The sequence below is a fragment of the Sterolibacterium denitrificans genome, assembly GCF_900174485.1.
Lineage (GTDB): Bacteria > Pseudomonadota > Gammaproteobacteria > Burkholderiales > Rhodocyclaceae > Sterolibacterium > Sterolibacterium denitrificans.
Window position 1 is genome coordinate 58793 of the sequence record NZ_LT837803.1, and the last position, 19979, is coordinate 78771.

Annotated in this window: 17 protein-coding genes and 1 riboswitch; of the genes, 5 read left to right on the forward strand and 12 right to left on the reverse strand. The window is 64.8% G+C overall.

The window, feature by feature from the left end:
* Positions 1–233 precede the first annotated feature (233 nt).
* A complete protein-coding gene (locus SDENCHOL_RS00305; protein WP_154715640.1) occupies positions 234–1811 on the forward strand; it encodes a hypothetical protein in 1578 nt (525 codons plus the stop codon).
* A gap of 3 nt (positions 1812–1814) precedes the next feature.
* Here SDENCHOL_RS00305 and SDENCHOL_RS00310 read toward each other — a convergent pair whose 3' ends face one another.
* The gene (locus SDENCHOL_RS00310) at positions 1815–3443 is read right to left on the reverse strand and encodes an AMP-binding protein (protein WP_154715641.1); all 1629 of its coding nucleotides are present in this window, start codon (positions 3441–3443) and stop codon (positions 1815–1817) included.
* A gap of 17 nt (positions 3444–3460) precedes the next feature.
* Positions 3461–4684: a thiolase family protein gene (locus SDENCHOL_RS00315; protein WP_154715642.1), complete on the reverse strand. Its 1224-nt coding sequence runs from the start codon at positions 4682–4684 to the stop codon at positions 3461–3463.
* Between the two features lie 172 nt (positions 4685–4856).
* Between SDENCHOL_RS00315 and SDENCHOL_RS00320 the strand changes: the two genes are divergently transcribed.
* The gene (locus SDENCHOL_RS00320) at positions 4857–5555 is read left to right on the forward strand and encodes a DUF4336 domain-containing protein (RefSeq protein ID WP_154715643.1); all 699 of its coding nucleotides are present in this window, start codon (positions 4857–4859) and stop codon (positions 5553–5555) included.
* Between the two features lie 39 nt (positions 5556–5594).
* Here the strand turns inward: SDENCHOL_RS00320 and SDENCHOL_RS00325 are convergent, their stop codons facing one another.
* Both SDENCHOL_RS00325 and SDENCHOL_RS00330 read right to left on the reverse strand, forming a co-directional pair.
* Positions 5595–6383, reverse strand: a complete 789-nt coding sequence (locus SDENCHOL_RS00325) for a nitroreductase family protein (RefSeq protein WP_154715644.1) — start codon at positions 6381–6383, stop codon at positions 5595–5597.
* A 12-nt stretch (positions 6384–6395) separates the two neighbouring features.
* The gene (locus SDENCHOL_RS00330; RefSeq protein ID WP_154715645.1) at positions 6396–7610 is read right to left on the reverse strand and encodes an acyl-CoA dehydrogenase family protein; all 1215 of its coding nucleotides are present in this window, start codon (positions 7608–7610) and stop codon (positions 6396–6398) included.
* 167 nt (positions 7611–7777) lie between these two features.
* Between SDENCHOL_RS00330 and SDENCHOL_RS00335 the strand changes: the two genes are divergently transcribed.
* A complete protein-coding gene (locus SDENCHOL_RS00335; protein ID WP_172954953.1) occupies positions 7778–8407 on the forward strand; it encodes a TetR/AcrR family transcriptional regulator in 630 nt (209 codons plus the stop codon).
* A gap of 21 nt (positions 8408–8428) precedes the next feature.
* A complete protein-coding gene (locus SDENCHOL_RS00340) occupies positions 8429–9001 on the forward strand; it encodes a Gx transporter family protein (RefSeq protein WP_154715647.1) in 573 nt (190 codons plus the stop codon).
* Here SDENCHOL_RS00340 and mtgA read toward each other — a convergent pair.
* From mtgA to thiC, 8 genes are all read right to left on the reverse strand, one after another.
* Positions 8946–9653, reverse strand: coding sequence for a monofunctional biosynthetic peptidoglycan transglycosylase (gene mtgA, locus SDENCHOL_RS00345; protein WP_154715648.1), 708 nt, complete (start codon positions 9651–9653; stop codon positions 8946–8948). The genes SDENCHOL_RS00340 and mtgA overlap by 56 nt on opposite strands.
* Positions 9650–10459 carry a shikimate dehydrogenase gene (gene aroE / locus SDENCHOL_RS00350; RefSeq protein ID WP_154715649.1) on the reverse strand — a complete coding sequence of 270 codons (810 nt, stop codon included), beginning with the start codon at positions 10457–10459 and terminating at the stop codon, positions 9650–9652. Before aroE ends, mtgA begins: the two co-directional genes overlap by 4 nt.
* Positions 10460–10476: 17 nt before the next feature.
* Positions 10477–11355, reverse strand: coding sequence for an energy transducer TonB (locus tag SDENCHOL_RS00355; RefSeq protein ID WP_231912880.1), 879 nt, complete (start codon positions 11353–11355; stop codon positions 10477–10479).
* A gap of 32 nt (positions 11356–11387) precedes the next feature.
* Positions 11388–13385: a ribonuclease catalytic domain-containing protein gene (locus SDENCHOL_RS00360; RefSeq protein WP_154715651.1), complete on the reverse strand. Its 1998-nt coding sequence runs from the start codon at positions 13383–13385 to the stop codon at positions 11388–11390.
* Positions 13386–13454: 69 nt separating this feature from the next.
* Positions 13455–14276, reverse strand: a complete 822-nt coding sequence (locus tag SDENCHOL_RS00365) for an undecaprenyl-diphosphate phosphatase (protein ID WP_154715652.1) — start codon at positions 14274–14276, stop codon at positions 13455–13457.
* Positions 14277–14380: 104 nt separating this feature from the next.
* The gene (locus SDENCHOL_RS00370; RefSeq protein ID WP_154715653.1) at positions 14381–14638 is read right to left on the reverse strand and encodes a YkgJ family cysteine cluster protein; all 258 of its coding nucleotides are present in this window, start codon (positions 14636–14638) and stop codon (positions 14381–14383) included.
* Positions 14635–15573 carry a hypothetical protein gene (locus SDENCHOL_RS00375; RefSeq protein WP_154715654.1) on the reverse strand — a complete coding sequence of 313 codons (939 nt, stop codon included), beginning with the start codon at positions 15571–15573 and terminating at the stop codon, positions 14635–14637. Before SDENCHOL_RS00375 ends, SDENCHOL_RS00370 begins: the two co-directional genes overlap by 4 nt.
* 46 nt (positions 15574–15619) lie before the next feature.
* Complete coding sequence (gene thiC, locus SDENCHOL_RS00380) at positions 15620–17497, reverse strand: phosphomethylpyrimidine synthase ThiC (RefSeq protein WP_154715655.1); 1878 nt, start codon at positions 17495–17497, stop codon at positions 15620–15622.
* Positions 17498–17645: 148 nt separating this feature from the next.
* Positions 17646–17872: riboswitch (cobalamin riboswitch) on the forward strand.
* A 145-nt stretch (positions 17873–18017) separates the two neighbouring features.
* On the opposite strand from thiC, the gene SDENCHOL_RS00385 reads away from it, so the two are divergent.
* Positions 18018–19955 (forward strand): TonB-dependent receptor, encoded by a 1938-nt coding sequence (locus SDENCHOL_RS00385; protein WP_154715656.1) that lies wholly within the window; start codon positions 18018–18020, stop codon positions 19953–19955.
* The last annotated feature ends 24 nt before the right edge of the window (positions 19956–19979 follow it).

Consider the following 19979-nt stretch of genomic DNA (forward strand, 5'->3'; position numbering starts at 1 on the left):
CAAAAACCCAACCCTCATCGGTTGAGTTTTTATTGCCTGTCGCGCCAGCGTTGGCCCGAGCTCCGATAGGATCTAGTGCTTCGCCATCGCTCCGTGGAGCTTTCGATCCATCGCTTGCGTACTTGTGAGCTTGTGGTTGTGGCAGACTCGCCGATTGCGCTAACATCCAGTCAGATCGCGCCTGATGAAGGTTTCCGGCATGTTTCCCGGCGCTGACGAGGACACGCTAGCGTATGAGTTCCACCCCGTTTGGACTGGATCTGCCGCAGTTGTCGGCAGATGCGCCGCCGCTCTTCACCGATGCGGCTTCCTGCCGCGACTGGATCGGCGGCATCGTTACAGAACAGGTGCACCAGACACAGGCGCTGTTGTTGCGGCAGTTGAATCTGCTCAACCGTTATGCCCTGCCGGCAACGGAGCGCTACGCGATACTCGATCTGCTGCGCGAATCGGTACATGCCGCAAATGAAGATGGCGCGCTGCGCTTCACGGCCCGGCCGCTGCCGCTGACGCCGCCGGAGCAGGCAGCCTTCGATACCTGCCAGACGCTCTGGCAGGCGCTGGAAATCGGCTACCTGCACTGCCTGCAGAAATTCACCGGCAACGCATCCGGCTCGGGCTCGAGCCACGCCAATTCCCGACAGATTGCCCAGGCAGCCGCGCGCGTCCTGGGCTGCCTGTCGGCTTCGTACATCGATGCCTGCCGGGCGGCGATCCTGCCGCCGCCGGGCTTCTGGGCACGGCTGCACCGGATTCATCATCTACTCGAACAACGGCAACTGACCCAACTGGGCATCGACGATCCGCAGCGCGAATCCCATCCGACCGGGGCAACGCTGACTGCGGCGAGCCTCTATGTCGAACTCTTGCTGCTGGCCGCCGCGCACCCGCTGGAGCTCGACCCGGCGCAGTTATCCCAGGTCGTTTACTGGAGCAGACTGTGGGCGCACAAGGTCACGCCGCTCGTCGCGCCACCCGCCGATCTGCGCACGCCGCCACTGGGTATCGACATTTCCGGCGATGCGGCCGGCGCCTTCAAATCGCATCCTGCCGTCGGCAGCAACCTGCGCTGGCTGAACATGGCGAACCTGCGCCTGACCATCAAGCAGACATCCGCCATCCTGGAACAAGGTGACACGCTGGAATCGCTCTGGCTCGACCAGGATGCGCCGACTTCATTCGGTCTGGTCCTGCTGCGCCAGGTCTATCAGGACTGGTGTCGCGGCGGGCGCGGCGGCAGCGGTAGAAAAACCACGGGCCACTGTCGGCTGATACCCGGTGTCGAAGCCATACACCAGCGCCTCGCCGCTACGGGAGCCGAGACGAATCACCCGGCCGAGGACTGGCAGAAGATCAGCGAACACGTCGCCCGCATCCATCTGCAACGGCCACTCAACCAGGCCGGCAGACGACTGACGCGCACGCAACTGGTGGCGGTGTGCATGAACGATGGCGACAGCCTGCTGATCGGCAAGCTGCAATGGATCGCCATCGGCAGCACGCGCGATGCGCTGCTTGCCGGCATCCACATCCTGCCCGGCCGGCCGACCGCCGTCACGCTGCAGTCCGACGACGTCGCGGTCGGCGGCGCGCAGGCAGAGGAACATCGCGGCTTTCTGCTGCCCGCCATCCCCAGTCTCGACGAACCCGCCAGCATCCTGCTGCCGCCACGCTGGTTCAGGCCGGGGCAGGCCATCCGCATCGAAGCCATGGACACCCTGGACGTGCCGGCCGGCAGCCGCAAGATCTACCTGCGTGATCGTCTCGACAATGGCGTGGATTTCGTACGCTGCACTTTCATCGACGCCTGACGTTCATTCGCCGATGAAGGCTGCCCGGTCCCGGCTGTAGCGCTCGACCAGTTCCCGCTCCAGCGGCTTTTCCGACGCCGTCTTGGGAATCTCGTCGACCGGCAGCAGGAAGCTGGGCACGAAATTGGGCTCCAGACCGGCGCGGCAGGTGCGGAACACCGCCGCCGGATCGAAGCTGGCGCGATCCACCGGCACGATGGCCGCCACCACGTCGCTCTCCCCCGGCGCACCCGAGGCCGCCGGCACGCCGAAGACGAACACGTCGTCGACCTGCGGATCCTCGGCGATGACCTTCTCGACGAAACCGGGGTTGATGAAGTCGCCGTTGTGGCGAATGCCGCCACCCTTGCGGTAATCGAAATACAGCCAACCATCGGCATCGGCATGACCCATGTCGCCGCTGCGGTTCCAGCCGTCGCGCAGCTTCTGCCGCGATGCTTCGGGATTGCCGTGGTAATCGACCTCCACCGAGAGCGGCCCGCCCTCCTCGGCGCAGCAACAGATTTCGCCGACCACGCCGGGCGCGCACTCGTTGCCCTGGTCATCGAGGATTTTCATGACGAAGCCGGGCATGGGTTTGCCGAAGGAACCGATCGGCCCGTCGCCCGGCCGCCTGAATGCCATGCCGCCGCCGTCGCTGGCGCCGTAGATTTCGAAGATATCGACACCGAAACGGCGCTCGAATGCCGCCCAGATGCCCGCCGGCATGCCGCCGCTGATGACCAGGCGCACCGGGTTGTCGGCGTCATCCGGCCTGGGCGGCTCGCTGTAGATGGCCGTGGCCATACCGCCGAGCAGCGAGAAACTGGTGCAACCGTAGTGGCGGCAGATGTCCCACAGCTTCGACTTGCTGAAGCGCCGGCTGATCACCGCCCGATAGCCGCCGAACAGCGCCGGACACAGCGCGGTGGCCTGGGCGTTGTTGTGGGTCAGCGACAAACCGGTATAGGGACGCTCGTCCTCGCCATAGCCGAACAGCGAGCCCATCAGCCCGGTACCGCCGAAGCGGCGGTTCTTGCCGACGATGCCCTTGGGGTTGCCGGTGGTGCCCGAGGTGTAGATGATCTGGATCGGGTCGTCGAGCGTGACCGCCACCGGTTCGACACGCGGCACGGGGGTGGCGAGGATGGGCGCGAGGGCCGCCACCTCTGGATAGTCGCCGAGCGCCGGCACGCCCGGCTCGCCCGAGGCCAGCGCCAGCACCCAGTCCACATCCGGCAACTGCCGGCGCGCAGCGCTGACTTCCGCCAGGCAGTAATCCGCGCAAATGATGCCGCGGCTGCCCGAGTCGCGCACCATGAAAGCCAGCTTGTCGGCCCTGGCCCTCGGGTCGACCGGCACGAAGACGGCCCCGCAGATGGAGGCGGCGATCATCGCTTCGACGAACTCGGGATGATTCTTCAGCATGATGACGAAGCGCTCACCCTTCTTCAGCCCCAACTGCATCAGGTGCGCGGCCAGGCGATTGGCATGCGTGTCGAGCTGGCGGTAAGTGCGCACTTCGTCGGGCGTGGCGCCGCCGTCGAGACTCAGATGCTCGAAAGTCAGCACGTCACGCTCGGGCATCTGCTCGGCGCGGATTTCGATCAGGTCGGCGAGGATGAATTCATTGCGGGTGTCTGGATCGCGCATGGGGACTCCTTGTCATTTCACCGTACGACGATAGTGATGTTCATGACCGCCGTCTCGTTGCCCAGGCTGCCGCCGCCGTTGTGGGCCAAACCCACGCGCGCGCCTTCGACCTGACGCTGGCCGGCGCGGCCCTGCAGTTGCCAGGTCAGCTCGGCGAGCTGGGCCACGCCGGTGGCACCGACCGGGTGGCCCTTGCGCAGCAGGCCGCCCGAGGGATTGACGGGGATGCGCCCGCCCAGGCGCGCATCCCCGGCCTCGACGAAGCGGCGCACGTCCTCCGCCTTGCACAGGCCGAGGTGCTCGTAAGTCAGCATTTCGGTGACCACCGAGGAATCGTGCAACTCGACCAGATCGAGATCGTCGGGGCCGACGCTGGCTTCGCGGTAGGCATCGGCGATCGACAGGCTGGTGACGTTTTCCGCCGCGCCGTCGGGATGCTCGAAGTAGGAATGCACCACCGACGAGACGATGCGCACCGGTTTCTGGATGCCCAGTTGCCGCGCCTTGCGCTCGCTGACGAGAATCGCCGCCGCGCCGCCGTCACCGAGCGGGCAAATCATCGGCCTTGTGAGCGGATCGACGATCACCGGCTGGGCCAGCACTTCCTCGACGGTCGTCGCTTTCTGGAACTGAGCGCGCGGATTGAGGCTGCCGTGAAAGGACGCCTTCTCGGTGATCATGGCGAAATGGCGGATGTCGGTGCCGTGCGCCGCCATGTACTCGCGCGCCAGGTTGCCGTAGAAGTCGGCGAACATCGAGCGATCCTTGCCCGAACCGGCCGACGCCTCGGCGCTTTGCCCGGCGGTCATCGCCGCCATGAACCTGTCGCGCTCCTCGACGTCGATGGCGCCGTTGAAGGCGCTGTAGCTGACCATCTTGTTCTCGTGGAACAGCTTCTCGAAGCCGACCACCAGCACCACGTCGTAATAACCGGCGGAGACCATCATCGCCGCCTGGTTCAGCGCGGTGGAGCCGCTGCCGCAGGCGTTCTCGATGTTGATGATGGGAAACTTGCCCAAGCCGATGGAACTCAGCACCACCTGACCGCGGATCGACTCCTGGCCGGTCACCAGCCCCGCCGCGCAGTTGCCGACGTAGGCCGCCTCGATTTCGCCGGGCTGGATGCCGGCATCGGCGATGGCTTCCAGTACCGGCTGACCACCCAGCCACTTGATGCTTTTATCCAGATGCTTGCCGAACGGCGTCATGCCGACGCCGGCGACGATGGCGTTCACGCGCATGGTAATGGCTCCCACAAAGATGATCGGGTATTCATGATTTCAGCATATGGTACGAACCTTCCGGCCCGGGTAAAGTGCACCGTCGATGAAGAGCGCGCTGGCGCGTCGTATCGTCGTACGTATCCGATTCGAACGACGCACGGACATTTGACCACTGGAGCGACGAACCCCCATGAATCCGACCACGATGTTGACCCCGGTTGCGCAAGACCTGTGGACCGCGCATCACCCCATGCGCCTGCTCGGCATGCCGATGACCGCGGCGATGACCGTGGTGCGGCTGGCGCATCGCCTTTGGATCCACTCGCCGATCCCCTTGCCGGCCGCATTGCGCGGCGAACTCGATGCGCTCGGCGCCGCAGCCTGGGCCGTCGCACCGAACCGCCATCACCATCTGTTCGCGCTGGATTTCCTCGCGGCGTACCCGGCCGCGCAATTGTTCATCGCTCCCCGGCTCGTCACCAAGGTGGCCGGACTGGCAGGGTTTCCGACGATTCCCACCGATGCCTCGGCACCGTGGCACGGCGCCATCGATGGGCTGCTCATCGAGGGCAACTCGGAAATGAGCGAAACGGTCTTCTTTCATCGCCCCTCGAAAAGCCTGATCGTCAGCGACCTCGGCGTGCATTTCGGCCCGTGGAATGCCGGCATGACCCAACTTTATGCGCGGCTCAACGGTTGCCACGGTCGTTTTGGGCAGACCCTGCTGCTGAAGCTGCCGTATCGCGACAAGGCGGCCGCGCGCGCATCGCTGCAGCGCGTGCTGGCCTGGGATTTCGAGCGCATCGTCCCGGCCCACGGCCCCGTCATCGAAAACGGCGCGCACGCGGCCTTCGAACAGGCCTTCGCCTGGCTGCTGCGCGGAAAATGACCGGCCGTTCGACATCGCCTGCCGCCGCGACGGCGTACGTCAAATCATCCCGCTGCGCGGCAGCTCGTACTTCACCCGCAGCGCCTCGATCTCTTCCTCGCGGCCCGGCAGCTTGGCCGGCACCTGGATCATGCGCTGCGCCTTGAGTTCCTCGACCACGGCCTCTGAGCGCGGGAAGGGATTATCGATGGCGTTGTATTGAAACAGCTCCTCGAACGGCAGGCGCGGCCGCTGGCCGCCGGCTTCGCGCGATTCGGCCGGATAGCCGACGGTCTGCGCGACGACGATGCGGCAGCTCTCGGGCAGGCCGAAGGCCTTTTCGACGCGCTGCCAGTTGGCCGAGCCCTGGCAGCAGCAGCCCAGCCCTTCGGCGATCGCCACCAGCGTGGCCTGGGCCACGGCCTGGCCGAGATCCATGTCGACGAGACCCGGCTGCTTGAGATTTTCCGAAGCGGCCGTCATGATCGGCACGAGCACGTCGTTGAGTTCATCGAAGCGGTCGGGCCCGTAGCCGAGCGCGCCGGCCTCGACGAGTTCGACCAGGCGCTGCGCGGCTTCGTCCATGGCGTTCTGCTCGATGTACCAGAGGATGACGATCGGCGCCTGCTGGATCTGGTAGCCGCCCACCGGCGAGGGCAGCGACTCGAGTTGCTCTTCGGTGGCCGTGGCGCGGTTCACCACCAGCGCGCGGGCGGCGTTGTTGTTGCCGAAGTGCGAAGCCAGGCGCGCGGCTTCGAGCATTTTCTGGATTTTTTCGATCTCCACCGGCCGGTCGGGATCGAGAAAGCGGAAAGAACGGCGGCTGCCGATGGCGTCGTAAAGTTCCATGTCGATGCTCCCTCAGAAATTGTTGGCGGCGGTCAGGCCCAGCATGTGATTCTCCCCATCCTCGATCAGCCCGGCGCGGGCGTCGCGGAAAATCTTTTCCAGCGGATACTCGCGGCACAGGCCATTGCCGCCGAACATCTGCAAGGCTTCGGAAGCGATTTCAAACGCGCTCTGCGTCACCAGCACCTTGGAGGCGGCGGCGTAGTGGAAGGGAATCATGCCCATGCGCTGGTAGTGCTGGATCGCCACCTGGCGGGCGAAGCTGCGCGCCGATTCGAGCTTCATGAACATGTTGAACAGCCGCGCCTTCACGCTCTGGTGTTCGATGATGGGCTTGCCGCCCTGCACGCGCTCCTTCGCATAGGCCAGCGCATGATCGAAGGCGGCGCGGGCCACGCCGACGAACTGCAGGCCCATCGCGGTGTTGGCATGGGCGAGAAAGCCGCCCAGCATCATCGCGTACATGTCGGGATCGTCGGCAAGGAAGAACCGCGCCGGCACGCGCACCTCGTCGAAGAAAATCTCGCCCTGGTTCAGCGTGCGCTGGCCGAGCTTGTCGAGCGGCTTGCCGCGCGTGATGCCGGGCAGGTCGAGCGGCAGCAGGAATACCGCGCCGCCGGCACGGCCGATCTTCGAATCCTCGTAGGTCGCGAAGATCATGCCGCAGCCGGCGATGGTGCCGCAGGACACCCAGGCGGCCTTCTGGCCGTTGAGGATGTAATCCTCGCCATCGCGCCGGCAGCGCAGATCGGCGCGCCCGGCCGGGTCGCGGAAACTGGCGTCGTTGAAAGCCACCATGTCGGAACCGTGATTCGGCTCGGTCAGCGCCAGGCAGAAAAACTCATCGCGCTGGGCGAAGAATTCCGCCAGATCCTCGCGTCCCATCTGGCGCGCCACCGATGCGCCCAGATTCCACAGCGAATAGGTGATCGACAAACCGACATCGCCCCAGCACAGTTCCTCGATGACCATCGCATGCATCAGCGCGCGCGCTTCGGGCGTCAGGTCGGGGCCGTAACAGTCGGGCGCGCCGACCAGGCCGATGGCCTTGAATTTCTCCAGCCCTTGCCACAAGGGCGAATCCTCGGCGATGACTGCCTCGGGCGTCATGCGATCGAGCTGCGCGGCGATCGGACGCATGACTTCAAGCGCGAAACGATGCGTGGTATCGCGCAATGCCAGCATTTCCTCGCTGATGCCGACATCCAGGTCGATGGTAGGGCTCATGGGAACTCCTCGATAGTGATGAACTACCGGGTCATTCAAGCAGGCTTCCCTCCGCGCGTCAATCAATCGATTGATTAATTGACAGGCCGGCGGCAATGGGCCTAAATACGGTCTGCATGCATCTCAGGCTCCAACCCGCAATGAACCGACTCACGACTGCGAAACCAATGAAAAAAGCCGGCCGCCCGATGGGCGCCGACGTCGCCGTGGCGACGCGCAAGAACATACTCGACGCCGCCACGCTGTGCTTCGCCGAACTCGGCTACGCCGCCGCCAGCAACCGGGAAATCGCCAAGCGCGCCGGCGTGACCAGCGGCTCGCTGTATCACTATTTCGATTCCAAGGCCGCGCTCTACCGCGCCGCCCTGCAGGATGCCAACCGGCTGCTGATCAATGCCTACCTGGACGCCGCGCGCGAGATTCCCGAGGCCAGCAGCGTGGATCAGCTCTGCCTGGGCCTGGAGCGCGCCTTCGCCGTGGCGCGCGGCCGGCCGGGCATGATGAACTTCGCCTCCGCCTCGGCGCTGGAAATCCAGCGCAACAAGGAACTCGACTGGCTGGCGCGCGAAGATGCCGAGGCCTTCCCGCTGTTCTTCCGCAACCTGCTCAAGCGCGCGCGCAAGCGCGGCGAGCTCAACCCCGAAATGAACATCGACGCGGCGATGAACGTGCTGATCATCTCCTTCGCCAGCCTGGCCTTCCTGCAGGGCACCCAGGTCGACGAAGCCGCCTTCGACGTCTCGCTCAAGGCCTTTCAGCAAATGCTGCGCGGCGAAATGTTCATGCGGCCGAGCTGATTTTCGGCCCCGCCGGCTGCCGTGTCCGCCCCCGTCACCCTCCGCCTGCAACCAACGGCCGACGATCACCGCATCGCCCGCTATGCCGCCGCGGCGATCGCCCTGTCGGTGGTCGAAGCGGCGATTCCCAGCCCGCTACCGGGCGTCAAGCCGGGGCTGGCCAACATCATCACCTTGATCGTGCTCGCGCGCCACGGCTGGCGCGATGCGGTCTGGGTCACGCTGTTACGGGTCTTCGCCGGCAGCCTGGTGCTCGGCCAGTTTCTCGCGCCGGGATTTTTCCTCAGCCTCGCCGGTTCGCTAGCCAGCCTCGTCGTGCTGGGCGCGGCGCTGCATCTGCCGCAGCGCTGGTTCGGCCCGGTCAGCCAGAGCCTGCTCGCCGCCTTCGCCCACATTGCTGGACAACTGGTGCTGGCCCGGCTGTGGCTGGTGCCGCACGACGGCCTGTTCTACCTGGTCCCGTTTTTTGCCCTGGCAGCGCTGGCATTCGGCCTGGCCAACGGCCTGGCGACGGCAAAAATCCTTGCGGGCGATGGCATCAAGGCAACTGCGCATGCGGCATGCGCGCCAGAATCGTCTGCGTGCGACGATTGAGATAAGCCGACCAGGGATTCTTCTCGAAACGCCGGGGCGCCGGCAGCATCACCGCCAGCCGGGCCGCCTGCGCGGCCGTCAGTTGAGCGGCACCCACCCTGTAATAGCGCCGCGCGGCCGCCTCGGCGCCAAAGACGCAATCGCCCCACTCCACCGAGTTCAGGTACACCTCCAGTATCCGCCGCTTGTCCCAGGCGGTTTCCAGCATCAGGGTGATGATCGCTTCCTGCGCCTTGCGCCACGGCGTCTTGACCGGGGAGAGAAACAGGTTCTTGGCGAGTTGCTGGGTGATCGTCGAACCGCCGGCCACGAGCCGGCCTTTCCTGCGGTTTTTCTCCAGGGCCAACTGCATGCCTTCCCAGTCGAAGCCATCATGCACGGCGAACTTGTCGTCCTCGGCCGCGACCACCGCGCGCTTGAGATGCACCGAGATCTTCCCGTAGGGCTGCCAGTGGCGTTTCAGTTCAGCTTGCGGATTCGTCCTGCGCGCCTCGTCGAGGCGGATTTCCATGAAGCGCGTCATGCCCGGATCGAAGTATTTCCACCACATCACCCAACCCATGTACCAGCACTGGGTGAGCAGGATCAGCAGCACCAGTCCGAGCAGGATGCGCTTGAACCACTTGAAGGCGCCGCCCAGCAAAACCTTCATGACCGGCGCAACTCGGCCAGCACGGCCAGCGTATCCGGACGCAGGCCGCGCCAGACCAGAAAGGCCTCGGCCGCCTGTTCGACCAGCATGCCGAGGCCATCGCTGACCCGCGCGCCGGCACGGCGGGCTTGCGCCATGAAAGGCGTCTCGCGGCCATACAGCATGTCGTAGGCCAGGCAATCCGGCGCGAAGACGCCGTCGGGAATCTCCGGCGCGGCATCGCTGAGGCCGGCCGAGGTGGCGTTGATGACGATGTCGAATGACTGGCCGCTCAACTCGGCAAAACCGCAGCCCCGCAGCTTCCCGTGCGCTGCCAGCGCCTCGGCCAGCGTCCGCGCCCTGGCCGCCGTGCGGTTGGCGATCACCAGGCAGGCGGGCGCTTCCTGCAGCAGCGGCAGCACGCTGCCGCGCGCCGCGCCGCCGGCGCCCAGCAGCAGCACGCGCCGGCCGGCGATTTCCTGGGCGAGATTGACGCGGATGTCGCGCACGATGCCGGCACCATCGGTGTTGTCGCCGAGAATTTCACCGTGCCGGAAACTCAGCGTATTCACCGCGCCGGCCGCGCGCGCGCGATCGGTCAGCCGGGTGACCAACCGATACGCCTCTTCCTTGAACGGCACGGTGACGTTCAGGCCGCAGCCGCCGTCGGCAATGAAGCCGCGCACGGTCTCGGCAAAGCCGTCCAACGGCGCGAGCAGCGCGTCGTAATGCAAGTCCTGCCCGGTCTGCGCGGCAAAGCGGCGGTGGATCTGCGGCGACTTGCTGTGGGCCACCGGGTGGCCGATCACTGCGTATCTGTCTGTCATGGCCCGTTGCTGCGGCATCATTTGGCCTGCAGCCTGTCCTCGTTGGTAAACGACCAGGTGCGGGTGATGCCGATGATGTCGATATCGGAAAGGCTGGGCGGAAACGCCGGAAACGGCGCGGCCTGGTTGACGATGCGGATAGCCGCCTCATCCAGCACCCGGGTGCCCGAAGAGCGGTCGATGGTGATCGCGTTGATGCTGCCATCGGACTTGATTTCCACCGTCAGCACCAGCGTGCCATAGACCCGCCCCCGGGCGGCCTGCGGATAATTGAGATTGCCGACGCGCTCGATCTTCTGCCGCCAGTCTTCCTCGTACTGGGCAAAGCGGTATTCGGTGGCGCGCGCGCCGATGAACTTCTTGCGCGGCCGCTTGTTGTACTCATCGTATTGGCGTTCGATCTGCCCTTGCAGACGCGCCATGGCCATGGCCGAGGCGGCGAGGTCGCTCCCCGTGGCCGGCTGCGGTTCGGGCTCCGGCTTGTTCTGCGGCCGCTGCTGCTCGGATGAGTAGAGCTTTTCACGGCTCTTGATCTGGCTCATCAACTGGCGCTGCAGGGCTTCCATTTCGGCGATCCTGCGCTGCGCCTCGACCAGTTCGTTGCCCTGTCGCACCGCAGGCGTCACCGGCAGCGGCGTCCTGGCGATGCGTTTCTCGTCCGTATTGCCGCCGCCATCGAGATTGACCTGGGCGCGCGCCTGCGCCTGGGTGGGCGCCGGAGCCGTACTGCTCCTGGCGTTGACCAGGATGACTTCGAGCATCTGGTCGCTGGCCTTGGCCAGCTTGTGCGGTACCTCGAAGTGGATCGCCAGCAAGACGGCATGGATCGCCAGCGAAATACTCAACGCCACCGACAGCGTGATGCTTCGCGGCAGCAGGGCAATGATCCGGGACAACCGGGGAGGAATACTCGGCATAGCGGACGATTCTACCCGGCCCCGGCGCCCGCCTCCCCTGCCGAAGCATCGGCCGTGGCGACCGGCGGCCCCGCTGCCGCCGGCTGAGCCAGGATTTCCACTGCACCGTCATCGGCGGGCAGGGACAGGAGCGGCGCATCCGGCAGGGCTTCGATGAAGCGGGCGCGCGCCGTCGGCTCGTAGAGATCGATCGTCTCGATGACCAGCCGGATGCGCGTCCCATAATCGAGCGTCGGCAAGCCCGGCATGCGCAGCACCAGCGGCACGGCTTCGAGGCGCACCAGACCTTCGCGCAGCACGTGGGCCGTGGCCTCCTGCAGGTTTTCCTGCTGCAGCCAGCGCAGACACCAGTAACGCTCCATGCCGCGCTGGAATTCGCCATAGGCCGCATAGGTCAGCTCGAAGTCGCGCATGGCGGACAGCAGCTCGATGGAGCGGGCGGCGAACGGTGGCGGCTCGCCGCGCAGCCAGGCGATCAACTGCCACTGATTGAGCAGATCGACGTGGCGGCGCAAGGGCGAGGTCGTCCAAGTGTAGCAATCGACGCCCAGCCCCTCGTGCGCCGCGGCGACGGTCGTCATGCGCACCTTGCCTGCCGTCTGCGCCCGGTACAGCGCGGCCACGCCGGCATCGGCAAGATCGCGGCCCCAGCCGGCATTGGCGGCGATCATCAATTCCGCCACCAGCGTGTCGAGCGGCGAGCCGCGCTTGCGCCGCTCGATACGGATGCGTCCCGGCTCCGGCGATGAATCGGCCGACCAGTCGACGACATAGTTGTAATCCGTCTGGTTCTGCGTCTGACCGGCCTTGCCGCGCCCGACCTGCAGTGCCGTCGCGAACTCCCAGAGCAGCCGCAGCTCGTCGCGGAAATCGAAGTCCGGCAGGCCGCCGGCCAGCGTCTCTTCGTTGAACAGGGGCTCCATGTCGTGATGGCGCAGGTTTGCCGCGACGGCAACCGCCTCGATACGGGTCTCGCGGCGGCGGATGCTGAAATCGGCCGCGACATCGAGATACACCGACAATGCCGGATTGCTGCGCCCGGCCAGCAAGGTATAGCGCTCAACGACCGCCTCGGGCAGCATGGTGATCTTGCGCCCCGGCATGTACACCGTGGACAAACGGTTGCGCGCCAGACGCCCCAGTTCGTCGTCCGGCCGGATACCCAGTCCCGGCGCGGCAATGTGGATGCCGATGCGCCAGCCGCCGCCTTCATCCGCCGCCAGCGGCACGACCGAAAAGGCATCGTCGATTTCGGTGGTCTGGGCATCGTCGATACTGAAGGCGCGCACCGGCGCCTGCGGCAGGTCCGCCAACATGGCCGGCGGCAGATCGGCGGCAAACTTTTCGCCCTGCGGAAAATACTCGAACAAAAAGCGATCCAGATGATAGTCGTGGATCGACGACAGCGCGCCGCAGCGCGCCAGCAACTGCACCGGCGACAGGCCGCTGGCGGCACAGGCCGCCTCGAAGGCCTTGGTTTCGAGGCGGTTGCGATCCGGCTTGTAGAGCAACTGGCGCAGCAGCGGCCGCAGTTCCTCGGGCAGTCGTCCCGCCTGCAATTCGCCGCTCAGACGCTCGATGGCCAGCACCTGCTGGCGCTTCTTCTCCAGCCCGGCCAGCGCCGCCTGGAGAATTTCCGGCGGCGCCTTGCGATAACGCCCGCGCCCTTTGCGATGAAAGTAGACCGGCGCCGAATGCAGGCGCAGCAGCACCGCCGCCGCCTCGACGGCATCCGGCGCATGGCCGGCGTACTCGCGCGCCATGTCCTCGAAGCCGAATTCGGCATCGCCGCAGACTTCCCAGAGAAAATCGCTGTCGATCCCGGCGGCTTCGCTTTCGGCGCGCTCGAGCAATTCGGCCGCGCCCGGCGTGCTGAAACGCAGCAGGACATTGGCGCTCTTCACCTTGCTGCGCTTGCCCGTGGGCAGCTCGACCTGCAGCGAGGTGTTGTTATCGGCGAGGACGGCGCCAGCCTTGAAGGCGCCGTCCTCTTCGAACAGGACGTTCATCGGCAATCGGGGGGCTGGAAAAAAAGAAAGGGGCGGAATTATACCGCCCGCGCCGCGCCATCCGCGGCGCTACGGCGTCGTCCAATCGACCAGCCCGAATTGCCAGGTCGCCAGCACCACCAGACCGAAGACGATGCGATACCAGGCGAAGGGAGTGAAGTCGTGCGTGCTGATGAAACGCAGCAGCCAACGCACGCAAAGGAAAGCGGAGATGAAGGAAGCGATGAAACCCACTGCGAGCATGCCCAGATCGTCGGCGGAAAACAGCGCCCGCTCCTTGTAGAGTTCGTAGAAAGTGGCGGCGGTCAGCGTCGGTATGGCCAGAAAAAAGGAGAATTCGGTGGCGGCCTTGCGCGACAGGCCGAACAGCAGACCGCCGATGATGGTCGCGCCCGAGCGCGACGTGCCGGGAATCAGCGCCAGGCACTGGGCGCAGCCGACCTTGAAGGCGTCGAGCGGCGTCAGATCATCGACGCTCTCGACGCGAATCCGGTGATTGCGCTTCTCGGCCCAGAGGATCAGCACCGCGCCGACCAGAAACGCCATGGCTACCGGCACCGGCTGGAACAGATGGGCCTTGATCAGCTTGCCGAACAACAGGCCCAGGATGGCCGCCGGCATGAAGGCGATCAGCAGGTTGAGCACCAGGCGGCGCGCCACGGGATCATGCCCCAGGCCCGTCATCACGCTGCCGATCTTGCGCCGGTATTCCCAGACGACGGCCAGGATGGCGCCGAACTGGATGACGATCGTGAACACCTTGCCCTTGTCATCATTGAAGCCGAGCAGGTCACCGACCAGGATCAGGTGGCCGGTGCTGGAAATCGGCAAAAACTCCGTCAATCCCTCGACGATGCCGAGGATGAGCGCGTGCAGCAGGGTGAGATCCATGAGGTTCCGGATGAGGTGGTGGCGGTGTGGCGGGCGAGTCTAGCACAGGGGTATGGACGCACCCGAGCGCGGCCGGACGCTGAATTCACGCGAATCTATTGTGTCTATTGCGTCAGTCGTTCCAGTCGCGTCAGCCAGGCCAGCGCCTCATCCCGCGTCTGCCCGCACATTTCCAGCGAGGGCTGCAGGCCGCCACAACAGGCCGGGCGCTCGGGACGGCCGAACAGGCGGCAGCGCAGCGCGTCGTCGAGTTGCGGGCAAGGCAGTCCCGCGGGCTTGCCTCGCGGCAGGCCGGGAATGGCGCTGCTGATCGACGGCGCGATGCAGCAGGCCGCGCAGCCCGATCGGCAGGCCGTGCTCATGCGCCGCCGGGCGCAGTGGTATCGATCAGGCGCTGCGGCTGGCGATGCAGACGCTCCAGCCTGGATTCGTCGAGCAGTTCGGCGAGGAAACGGAAGTTGCGGTTGATCGCCGCCTCATAGGGACAGCTGCCGTCGAAATGTGCTTTCAGGTAACGATCGGCCGAGTCGTATTCCTCGCGGATGCGCGCGCTGAGCATCCCCGTATAGAAGGCCGGGGTTTCGCGCAGCAGGGCTTCCGGATCGGGATAGGCCAGATCCGGCGCGCCGGCCAGGCCGCAGGCGCTGAATTCGATGAACAGGAAGTCGCGGCATTTTTCCAGATAGTAGCGATCGGCCAACTGGCTGACGATGTCGGCCGTGCCCAGCAGGCAGGCCAGCGCCCGATCCAGCGGCGCGGTATCCGCCGGCAGGTGCCAGAACAGGCGGGTGATCATGATCAGTTGCGCCTTCCCGGCCAGATGCGCCAGCGGCGCCATGGCCGGACGCGACAGGTAATCGCGCATGAAGGCCACGCCGCGCGCTTCGTGGATCGGCGTCAGGCTGGCGCCGGTCAGGTGATGCTCATCATGGCGGCGCAGCAGGCCGATGTCGTGATACAGCGCCAGCAGCACGCCCAGCAGCGCATGCCCGGCGTCGAGATGTTCGGCCGCCGCCGGCGCCGTCTCGATGCCATGGCCGTCGATCAGCCGCGCCATCGCCAGCCCCGTGTCGAGCGCGTGGCGCAGGTCGTGATAATGCGTATCGCAGCGCAACAAGCCGGGGTGCTTGCCGCGAAAGGCCGCCGCCAGATCGTCGATGGCCTGCCTCAGCAGGGGACGCCCGTAATCCTCACCATAGCGCCGCGTCAGGAGTTGATCGATGGCGCTGAATACCGCGCCGGGATCCTGAAAATCCACCGTGCCGGTGGGATCGCTATGCCGGAGTTGCGGACTCATCGTCATCGGGGCTGGAAACGTGGAAGCACATCGCGGTCAGAGTTTCTCAGAGTTTCTGATAAACCTCTGCGCCCTTTTTCACGAATTCCACGGCCTTGGCTTCCATGCCCCTGGCCAGCGCCTCGTCTTCTTTCAGCCCTTCGGCGGCGGCGTAGTCGCGCACGTCCTGGGTGATCTTCATGGAACAGAAATGCGGCCCGCACATGGAACAGAAGTGCGCCTGCTTGGCGCCTTCCTGCGGCAAGGTTTCGTCGTGGAATTCGCGCGCCTTGTCCGGATCGAGGCCGAGGTTGAACTGGTCTTCCCAGCGGAATTCGAAACGCGCCTTGGACAGCGCATTGTCGCGGATCTGCGCGCCCGGATGGCCCTTGGCCAGATCGGCCGCATGGGCGGCGATCTTGTAGGCGATGATGCCGTCCTTGACGTCGTTCCTGTCGGGCAAGCCGAGGTGCTCCTTGGGCGTGACGTAGCAGAGCATGGCCGTGCCGTACCAGCCGATCATCGCCGCGCCGATGGCGCTGGTGATATGGTCGTAACCCGGCGCGATGTCGGTGGTCAGCGGGCCGAGGGTGTAGAACGGCGCCTCGTGGCAGAGCTTGAGCTGCAGATCCATGTTCTCCCTGATCATGTGCATGGGCACGTGGCCGGGGCCTTCGATCATCACCTGCACGTCGTGCTTCCAGGCGATCTGCGTCAATTCGCCGAGCGTCTTCAACTCGCCGAGCTGCGCCGCGTCGTTGGCGTCGTGGATCGAACCGGGCCGCAGGCCGTCGCCGAGGCTGAAGGCGACGTCGTAGGCCTTCATGATTTCGCAGATGTCCTCGAAGTGCGTGTAGAGGAAATTCTCCTGGTGATGCGCGAGACACCACTTGGCGAGGATGGAACCGCCGCGCGAGACGATGCCGGTCAGGCGCTGCGCCGTCAGCGGGACATAGCGCAGCAGCACGCCGGCATGGATGGTGAAGTAATCCACGCCCTGCTCGGCCTGCTCGATCAGCGTGTCGCGGAAGATTTCCCAGGTCAGCTCCTCGGCCTTGCCGTTCACCTTCTCCAGCGCCTGGTAGATCGGCACCGTGCCGATCGGCACCGGACTGTTGCGGATGATCCATTCGCGCGTTTCATGAATGTTCTTGCCGGTGGACAGATCCATCACCGTATCGCCGCCCCAGCGGATCGCCCAGGTCATCTTCTCGACTTCTTCCTGGATGCTGGAGCCCAGCGCCGAGTTGCCGATGTTGGCGTTGATCTTCACCAGGAAATTGCGGCCGATGATCATCGGCTCGGCTTCCGGGTGATTGATGTTGGCCGGAATGATCGCCCGGCCGCGGGCGATTTCGTCGCGCACGAATTCCGGCGTGATGATTTTCGGGATACCCGCCCCCAGCGGCTCGCCCGCATGCTGGCGGTTCAATAATTCGGTGAGTCCTTCGCGTTTCTGGTTTTCGCGGATGGCGACGAACTCCATTTCCGGCGTGACGATGCCGCGCCGGGCGTAGTGCATCTGGGTGACGTTCGCGCCAGCCCTGGCGCGGCGCGGCGCGCGCGTCAGGTTGAAGCGGATCGCCTCGCTGGCCGGATTGGCCAGGCGCTCGCGGCCATAGGCCGAAGACAGGCCGGCCAGCACTTCGGTATCGCCGCGTTCCGCGATCCAGGCGGCACGCAGCGGCGCCAGGCCGGCGCGGATGTCGATCCGCGCGTCCGGATCGGTGTAGGGGCCGGAGCAGTCATAGACGTGGATGGGCGGATTTTTCTCCACCGCCTCGCTGCCATGCAGGGGCGTGTCGGCCTGCGAAATCTCGCGCATCGGCACACGGAGGTCCGGCCGGCTGCCGACGACGTAGACCTTGCGCGAATTCGGCAAGGGCTGGACGCTGGCATCATCCACCCGGGCGTTGGAAGCTAGAAACTTGTCGCTGGCATTCATGGCAAAACTCCGCTTGCTGCATTGGCTGCTGGTGTGGCAATCACTGCAAATGATGAGGTTTCCCGCCGGGCGCGGGCAAATCGTCAAACTACTGGAAAGCCTGGGTGAATGCAACCGCCGAAACATTCGCCGCCATGCGCCATGCTAGAATCGCGGCTTCGTTCAAGGTGTCGTGGTCGGCCAGCAATGCAAACCGGCCACGCTGAAACGGGAAAGCGGTGCGCTTCCGATCTTTTGAAGCAATGCCGCTACTGCCCCCGCAACGGTAAGCGAGTGCGGGCGTGTCATCCAGCCACTGGGAATGGGTTGCATCCTGGGAAGGCGACACGTCAAGACTTGCGAGTCCGGAGACCGGCCTGAACGACCAGCGCAAGTGCCACGGGGAGTGGGCGCCAGCAGGAGCTGAGTCGAACGGCGGTTTCATCGTTGCGGCGCAAACTCCGGAACTCACTCATTTTCCCCCGGCACTTTCATTCATCGTTACCGGCATGCGGGGACGCCTGCCGGAGAGGGGAAAACCATGCATACCCGCCTGAAACCCATGGCAGCCGTGCTGCCGCTTCTTTTTGCGACTGCCTCTGCCGACGCTCAACAAATCACGACGCCCGGCGAAGTCGTCGTCACGGCAACCCGCTTCCATGAGTCAAGCGCGCCGGCGGCGACGAACGTCATCATCATCACGCGCGAGGACATTCAATCATCCGGCGCGCAGAGCTTGCCGGATGTACTGAAAAGCCAGGCCGGGCTCAACGTCGCGCCGCTGTATGGATCGCTCGGGGCCGATACGGCAATCGACATGCGGGGCTTCGGTGAAGGCGCGGCTTCGAGAACCCTGGTCTTGCTCGATGGGCAACGCCTCAACTCCCTCGACATGACGAACATCGACTGGGGGATCGTGCCGCTCGACAGCATCGAACGCGTGGAAATCATCAACGGCAGCGGCAGCATCCTGTATGGCGACAATGCGGTCGGCGGGGTGATCAACATCATCACCGGCAAGCGCAAGGATGGCGCGCACATCCAGTTGGGCGCAGGCAGTCAGGACGGCAAACAGATTTCGGCCGGTTTTTCCAGACAGCTCGGCGCCATCAATCTGGCGCTTTCCGCGAACCGCCAGGATGCCGACGGCTGGCGTCAGAACAACAAGCAAAAGCGCAACAATGTTGCCGGGCGCGTCAGCACGAATTTCGACAGGGGCGAGGCGTTCGTCGATCTGGGCTGGTCGTCGCTGGACAGCGGATTGCCCGGTGCATTGACCAAGGCCCAATACGACGGCAATCCAAAACAGGCCGTCACGCTCGATAGCTACATCGAGCGGCGCAGCGCTTATGTCAGGCCCGGCGTGTCCATGCAAATCACCGACACCCTGAAATTCCTGGCCGAGGCCGGTTATTCGAAAGTGGAAAACACGTCCTGGATTTCGGACTGGTTCAGTTTCGACGATCGCAAATCCACGGTTCTTTCATTTACGCCCCGCTTGCAATGGCAGCATGGACTGGGCGCCCTGGCAAGCAGGACGACCATCGGCTTTGATTATTACGATGGCGATCTGACTTCCGACAAATCGGCGAGCGATCATGGCTCGATCACCAAAACGGTCAGGATCGATCAAAAGAGCCAGGCGGTTTATCTTCAGAATCAAACCGGCTTGACGACCGGTCTGACCCTGACTGCCGGCGCCCGCCACCAGAAAATCGATCAATCGGCAACCGATTCGAGCGGCCTCAGGATGACCAACGATCACGCCAAAACCATCGGCGAGCTGGGCCTGAGCTATCAACTGGCGACGGGTGTCCGCGTTTTCTCGCGGTTCGGCAGCACTTTCCGCTATGCGAATATGGATGAACTGACGACTTTTACCGGCTTCGCCGGCAAGCCGGTCCGGCCCGAACAGGGGAAATTCATCGACGCGGGGATCGACCTGAATGGCGCCGCCTATGGGTTGAAAGTCACCGCGTACAGCCTGGGCATGAAGGATGAAATCGCCTATAACGGCCTGACTTTCGAGAACGAGAACCTTGCCAAAACACGCCACGAAGGGATCGACATCAGCGCTCGCTACGACCTCGATCGGCAATGGCAACTCATTGGCGGCCTCAATCTCCAGAAGGCGAAATTCCGCGAAGGCGCGGATAGCGGCAAGAAAGTGCCGCTGGTTCCCGGCGTCAAGGCCAATATCGGCATCAACTTCAAACCGGTTGCTGCCCTCAATCTGTCTCTCTTGGCCAACCATGTCGGCCGACGCTATTCCGGCGGCGATACGAGCAACAGTTTCTTCGAGCAGCTTGCCGCCTACACGACGGCGGATTTCGTCGCGAGCTGGCGCCAATCGAACTGGACCGCGCGCGCCAGAGTCGTCAACCTGACGGACAGGAAATACGCTCCATCCGGCTACTATGGCTCGTACTATCCTGCCGACGGACGGACGTTCTTCGCCGATCTGCGTTACGATTTCTGAAGCCCTGAAGCCCGTCTGCGGGCA

Bases quoted from the DNA above. Each gene is read 5' to 3' on its own strand.
- SDENCHOL_RS00315 (WP_154715642.1), bottom strand. From the start codon at position 4,684: ATGCGCGTGAACGCCATCGTCGCCGGCGTCGGCATGACGCCGTTCGGC.
- SDENCHOL_RS00385 (WP_154715656.1), top strand. From the start codon at position 18,018: ATGCATACCCGCCTGAAACCCATGGCAGCCGTGCTGCCGCTTCTTTTT.
- mtgA (WP_154715648.1), bottom strand. From the start codon at position 9,653: ATGAAGGTTTTGCTGGGCGGCGCCTTCAAGTGGTTCAAGCGCATCCTG.
- SDENCHOL_RS00305 (WP_154715640.1), top strand. From the start codon at position 234: ATGAGTTCCACCCCGTTTGGACTGGATCTGCCGCAGTTGTCGGCAGAT.
- SDENCHOL_RS00370 (WP_154715653.1), bottom strand. From the start codon at position 14,638: ATGAGCACGGCCTGCCGATCGGGCTGCGCGGCCTGCTGCATCGCGCCG.
- SDENCHOL_RS00330 (WP_154715645.1), bottom strand. From the start codon at position 7,610: ATGAGCCCTACCATCGACCTGGATGTCGGCATCAGCGAGGAAATGCTG.
- SDENCHOL_RS00365 (WP_154715652.1), bottom strand. From the start codon at position 14,276: ATGGATCTCACCCTGCTGCACGCGCTCATCCTCGGCATCGTCGAGGGA.
- aroE (WP_154715649.1), bottom strand. From the start codon at position 10,459: ATGACAGACAGATACGCAGTGATCGGCCACCCGGTGGCCCACAGCAAG.
- thiC (WP_154715655.1), bottom strand. From the start codon at position 17,497: ATGAATGCCAGCGACAAGTTTCTAGCTTCCAACGCCCGGGTGGATGAT.
- SDENCHOL_RS00320 (WP_154715643.1), top strand. From the start codon at position 4,857: ATGAATCCGACCACGATGTTGACCCCGGTTGCGCAAGACCTGTGGACC.
- SDENCHOL_RS00325 (WP_154715644.1), bottom strand. From the start codon at position 6,383: ATGGAACTTTACGACGCCATCGGCAGCCGCCGTTCTTTCCGCTTTCTC.
- SDENCHOL_RS00310 (WP_154715641.1), bottom strand. From the start codon at position 3,443: ATGCGCGATCCAGACACCCGCAATGAATTCATCCTCGCCGACCTGATC.
- SDENCHOL_RS00335 (WP_172954953.1), top strand. From the start codon at position 7,778: ATGAAAAAAGCCGGCCGCCCGATGGGCGCCGACGTCGCCGTGGCGACG.
- SDENCHOL_RS00360 (WP_154715651.1), bottom strand. From the start codon at position 13,385: ATGAACGTCCTGTTCGAAGAGGACGGCGCCTTCAAGGCTGGCGCCGTC.
- SDENCHOL_RS00375 (WP_154715654.1), bottom strand. From the start codon at position 15,573: ATGAGTCCGCAACTCCGGCATAGCGATCCCACCGGCACGGTGGATTTT.